Source organism: Streptomyces sp. NPDC060028, assembly GCF_042736725.1.
Classification (GTDB): Bacteria; Actinomycetota; Actinomycetes; order Streptomycetales; family Streptomycetaceae; genus Streptomyces.
In genome coordinates this window covers 1-5,223 of record NZ_JBHWVJ010000077.1, presented here as the reverse complement: position 1 = coordinate 5,223, position 5,223 = coordinate 1, and the positions used below count along the sequence as shown (strand labels likewise).

Sequence of the window (5,223 nt, the reverse complement as noted above, 5' to 3'; positions counted from 1 at the left end):
TCCCTTTGCTCGGGGCCGTTGTTTTTTCTTTTGGGGCGCGCGCCCATGGGCGGGGCCAATCCTTGGCGCCCCCACCCCCCCCGGGGGGGGCCCCGGCCCGGGGCCCCCCCCGCCCCCCGCGGCCCGAGCCGCAGGACTGACAGCGGGAAGCGCGGTGGACTGAGGCGAGCCCTCTCCACCCACTGGTACGCCTGGACGATGATCACCCCCGTGGTGCTCGTCCTCGGCGTCATCATCGGCTGGCCGCTCGCCCGCGGCGTCTACCTGTCGCTGACCGACGCCAACGAGCGCAACGTCGGCCGCACCATCGGCGCCAACCACATCGAGGCGACGTACCAATTCGTCGGACTCGACAACTACGCCGACGTGCTGAGCGACCCGGTGTTCCTGCAGCGGCTGGTGTGGACGGTGATCTGGACCGTCGCCTGCGTGTCGATCACCTTCACGCTCGGCCTGGGCCTCGCCAACATGCTCAACCGGGAGTTCAAAGGGCGCGCCGCCTACCGGATGGCGCTCATCCTGCCCTGGGCCGTCCCCGGCTTCGTCTCCGTCTTCGCCTGGCGGTTCCTCTTCAACCGCGACAACGGCATCCTCAACAAGATCCTCGAAGGCGGCGGCATCTCCGCCGTCCCGTGGCTCGACGACCCGACCTGGGCCAAGATCGCGGTCATCGCCGTCAACGTCTGGCTCGGCGTCCCCTTCATGATGGTCGCCCTGCTCGGCGGACTCCAGTCCATCCCCGGCGAGCTCTACGAGGCCGCCGAGATGGACGGAGCCGGCGCCTGGCAGCGGTTCCGCCACATCACCCTGCCCGGGCTGCGCGCGGTGAGCATGACCGTGATCCTGCTCTCCACCATCTGGACCTTCAACATGTTCCCGGTGATCTTCCTGCTGACCCGGGGCGGACCCGGCGACGCCACCGAGATCCTCGTGACCCAGGCCTTCCGCGAGGCCTTCGTGCAGAGCCCGCGCGACTTCGCCGGCTCCGCCACCTGGGGCGTGCTGATCCTCCTGCTGCTCATGATCTTCGCGCTGGTCTACCGGCGCTCGCTGCGCAAGCAGGGAGAGGTGTGGTGACCGTGACCACGACGTCCACGAGGACCACGGCCGGCACCCGGGGCCGCCGCGCCCCGCTCGCCTCCGTCGCCCTGCACGCCACCCTGATCGTCGCGTCCGTGATCGCAGTCTTCCCGGTGCTGTGGGTCCTGCTGACCTCCCTCAAGCCCGCGAAGCAGGCCATCAGCACGGACTTCGTGAAGGACCCGACCCTGGAGAACTACCGCTACCTGGTGGAGTCGACCTCCTTCTTCACCTGGTTCGGCAACTCCGTCCTGGTCGCCGGCATCACCACCGTCCTCGGGGTGTTCATCGCCGCCACCACCGGATACGCGGTCAGCCGGTTCAAGTTCCCCGGCATGAAGCCGCTGATGTGGACCCTGCTCATCACGCAGATGTTCCCGATGGCCATCCTGATCGTCCCGCTCTACAACCTCATGGGACAACTGGGGCTGCTCAACCAGCCGCTCGGGCTGATCGTCACGTACCTCACCATCGCCGTGCCGTTCTGCGCCTGGATGATGAAGGGCTTCTTCGACACCATCCCGGTGGAGATCGACGAATCCGGCCGCGTCGACGGGCTCAACCCCTTCGGCACCTTCTGGCGGCTGATCCTGCCGCTGGCCAAGCCCGGCCTCGCCGTCACCGGCTTCTACTCCTTCATCACCGCCTGGGGCGAAGTCGCGTACGCCTCCGCCTTCATGGTCGGCGACGAGAACCTCACCCTCGCCGGCGGACTGCAGACCTTCGTCACCCAGTACACCGCCAACTGGGGCCCGATGACCGCCGCCTCGGTCGTCATCGCGATCCCCGCGGCACTCTTCTTCGTCTTCGCCCAGCGTCACCTCGTCGCCGGGATGACGGCAGGCGCAACCAAGGGCTGACCACCCGCGCCCGCCCCCACACACCCCCGGCCCGACCTCTCCAAGGACGACATGACCCAGCACCTCGCCGACGCACTCGCCACCCCGACCGGCACCCGGCCCGGTTGGTGGAGAGAAGCGGTGATCTACCAGGTCTATCCGCGCAGCTTCGCCGACTCCAACGGGGACGGCATGGGGGACCTCGAAGGCGTCCGCAGCCGCCTGCCCTACCTCAAGGAACTGGGGGTCGACGCCGTCTGGCTCAGCCCCTTCTACGCCTCCCCGCAGGCCGACGCCGGCTACGACGTCGCCGACTACCGGGCCATCGACCCGATGTTCGGCACCCTGCACGACGCCGACGCCGTGATCCGCGAGGCCCACGCCCTGGGCCTTCGCATCATCGTGGACCTGGTCCCCAACCACTGCTCCGACCAGCACGAATGGTTCAAGCAGGCGCTGCGCGAGGGCCCCGGCACCCCGCTGCGCGAACGCTTCCACTTCCGCCCCGGCCGGGGGGCCGACGGCGCCGAACCGCCGAACGACTGGGAGTCCATCTTCGGCGGGCCCGCCTGGACCCGGGTGGCCGACGGGGAGTGGTACCTGCACCTCTTCGCCCCCGAGCAGCCCGACTTCAACTGGGAACACCCCGCCGTCCAGGACGAGTTCCGCTCCATCCTGCGGTTCTGGCTCGACCTGGGCACCGACGGCTTCCGCATCGACGTCGCGCACGGCCTGGTCAAGGCTCCCGGCCTGCCCGACCTCGGCCGCGACGAGCAGCTCAAGCTGCTCGGCAACCAGGTGCTGCCCTTCTTCGACCAGGACGGGGTCCACGAGATCTACCGCTCCTGGCGCCTCGTCCTCGACGAATACGCCGGCGACCGCATCGGCGTCGCCGAGGCGTGGACGCCGAGCGCCGACCGGACGGCGCTCTACCTGCGCCCCGACGAGCTGCACCAGGCCTTCAACTTCCACTACCTGAACACCGGTTGGGACGCCGAGGCGCTGCGCGCGTCCATCGACGACTCGCTCGACGCGATGCGCCCGGTCGGCGCCCCGACCACCTGGGTGCTGTCCAACCACGACGTCGTACGCCATGTCACGCGCTACGGGGGCGGCGCGCAGGGCCTGGCCCGGGCGCGGGCGGCCGCGCTGCTGATGCTGGCCCTGCCCGGATCGGCGTACGTCTACCAGGGCGAGGAACTCGGCCTCCCGGAGGTGCTGGACCTGCCGGACGGGGTGCGCCAGGACCCCTCCTTCTTCAAGGAGAACGGCCAGGACGGGCTGCGCGACGGCTGCCGGGTCCCGCTGCCGTGGTCGGGGTCCGAGGCACCGTACGGCTTCGGCAGCGGCGGCAGCTGGCTGCCGCAGCCGGCCGAGTGGGCCGGCCTGAGCGTGGCCGCCCAGACCGGCGACCCCGCCTCCACCCTGGAGCTGTACCGGACCGCCCTGCGGATCCGCCGCGAGCGGGCCGAGCTCGGCGCCGGGGACGCGGTGCAGTGGCTGGAGGCACCGGCCGGCGTACTCGCCTTCCGCCGGGGCGGCTTCGTCTGCACCGTGAACACGACGCCCGAGCCCGTCCGGCTCCCGGCGCCCGGCAGCACGGTGCTGCTGGCCAGTACGGAACTCACGGACCCGGAGGTCCTGCCGGCCGACGCGGCGGTGTGGTGGCAGGGGTGACCTCCCCGCTGCGGCTCACCGACATCGCCGCGCAGGCCCAGGTCAGCGAGGCGACCGTCAGCCGCGTCCTCAACGGCAAATCCGGCGTGGCGGCCGGCACCCGGCACAAGGTGCTGGCCGCCATGGACCTGCTGGGCTACGAGCGGCCGGTGCGGCTCAAGCGGCGCAGCAACGGCCTCGTCGGGCTGCTCATACCGGAGCTCACCAACCCCATCTTCCCGGCCTTCGCCCAGGTCATCGAGCAGGCGCTCGCCGGGCACGGCTACACGCCGGTGCTGTGCACGCAGACGCCCGGCGGGGCCACCGAGGACGAACTGGTGGAGCAGCTGGAGGAACGCGGGGTCACCGGCATCGTGTTCCTGTCGGGCCTGCACGCGGACTCGGCGGCCGACCCCGCGCGCTACCAGCGACTGGCAGCGCGCGGGGTGCCGTTCGTACTGATCAACGGCTTCAACGAGCGGATCAGCGCGCCCTTCGTCTCCCCGGACGACCGTGCGGCCGCGGACATGGCCGTCCGCCACCTGGAGGACCTCGGGCACCGGCGCATCGGGCTCGCCATCGGGCCGACGCGCTACGTCCCGTCGGCACGCAAGGAGCAGGGCTTCGTCGCGGCCGTGCCCGGGGCGGAGGCCGAGGGGCTGATCCAGCGCACGCTGTTCACGGTGGAGGGCGGCCACGCGGCGGGCGGAGCCCTGCTGGACCGGGGCTGCACGGGCATCGTGTGCGGCAGCGACCCGATGGCGCTCGGGGTCATCCGGGCAGCCCGCGAGCGGGGGCTGCGGGTGCCGCAGGACGTCTCGGTGGTCGGCTTCGACGACTCCCCGCTGGTCGCCTTCACGGACCCCCCGCTGACGACGGTCCGCCAGCCGGTACGGGCGATGGCGACGGCGGCGGTGGGCGCCCTCCTGGAGGCGGTGGCCGGCACCCCGGTCCAGCGCACGGAGTACGTCTTCCAGCCGGAACTGGTGGTGCGGGGCTCGACGGCGGAGGGGCCGGGGCGGGGGCTTTGAGGGGCGGGGCGGGCGGGGGTCGGGGTCGGCGGGACTCGTGTGCTCGGGGGCGTTGACGGGGTTCGGGGGCGTCCCGTCAGTCCACTGTCCTTCCGGGCCGGGCCGGCCCGTCAAGGGCGCTCCCTGCGGTCGCGTCGCTTCGCGATGGCCTTCGGCCACCCTTGACCGACCGACCCGTCCCGGAAAGCCAGAAGCCTGCCGGGACGCCCCCGAGGAATGGCCGGGTTCCACAGTGTCCAGGGACGGGGAGAGCCAGAGACCCGCGAGGCGGGTCCTTCCCCCTGACTGCCCCTCGGGCCGACCACATCACCCCGCCGGGAGGCCAGGCGCATCAGATCGCTACACACTCCTCCCGGCCAAGCGACTGCGGCCCGTCTGTGGCCGGACATAAGCCGCCCACGATCACTGCGCGCTCCTCAAGGACCGCGTCTGCGGGCAGCCATGGGCCGGACATAAGCCGCCCACGGGCGAGGGAGCTGCCAGCACCCAGGCACCTGAGGGGTGTTGTGGTGGAGATCGGCCGGTCTCGTCGTCGCGAGACGACATCAAGGGGCCACCGGCGGTGGGCGGCTTATGTCCGGCCCCAGACGGGCCGCAGTCGCTTGGCCGGGAGAAGT

The 5,223-nt window shown here is 71.4% G+C and carries 4 protein-coding genes; all 4 read left to right on the top strand.

The annotated features are described in order from the left end of the window. Nucleotides 1-45: 45 nt before the first annotated feature. The 4 genes from ACFWBF_RS29205 to ACFWBF_RS29190 are packed head-to-tail and all read left to right on the top strand — an operon-like array spanning nucleotide 46 to nucleotide 4,606. A complete protein-coding gene (locus tag ACFWBF_RS29205) occupies nucleotides 46-1,077 on the top strand; it encodes a carbohydrate ABC transporter permease (RefSeq protein WP_385607143.1) in 1,032 nt (343 codons plus the stop codon). Continuing rightward, nucleotides 1,074-1,940, top strand: coding sequence for a sugar ABC transporter permease (locus ACFWBF_RS29200; RefSeq protein WP_385607141.1), 867 nt, complete (start codon nucleotides 1,074-1,076; stop codon nucleotides 1,938-1,940). The genes ACFWBF_RS29205 and ACFWBF_RS29200 overlap by 4 nt, the downstream gene beginning before the upstream one ends. 51 nt (nucleotides 1,941-1,991) lie before the next feature. Continuing rightward, nucleotides 1,992-3,596: a glycoside hydrolase family 13 protein gene (locus ACFWBF_RS29195; RefSeq protein WP_385607139.1), complete on the top strand. Its 1,605-nt coding sequence runs from the start codon at nucleotides 1,992-1,994 to the stop codon at nucleotides 3,594-3,596. Beyond that, a complete protein-coding gene (locus tag ACFWBF_RS29190) occupies nucleotides 3,581-4,606 on the top strand; it encodes a LacI family DNA-binding transcriptional regulator (protein WP_385230136.1) in 1,026 nt (341 codons plus the stop codon). Before ACFWBF_RS29195 ends, ACFWBF_RS29190 begins: the two co-directional genes overlap by 16 nt. Nucleotides 4,607-5,223: the final 617 nt, after the last annotated feature.

Excerpts from the sequence above, each read along its gene's own strand:
- ACFWBF_RS29205 (WP_385607143.1), top strand. The coding sequence starts at position 46 with ATGGGCGGGGCCAATCCTTGGCGCCCCCACCCCCCCCGGGGGGGGCCC.
- ACFWBF_RS29195 (WP_385607139.1), top strand. The coding sequence starts at position 1,992 with ATGACCCAGCACCTCGCCGACGCACTCGCCACCCCGACCGGCACCCGG.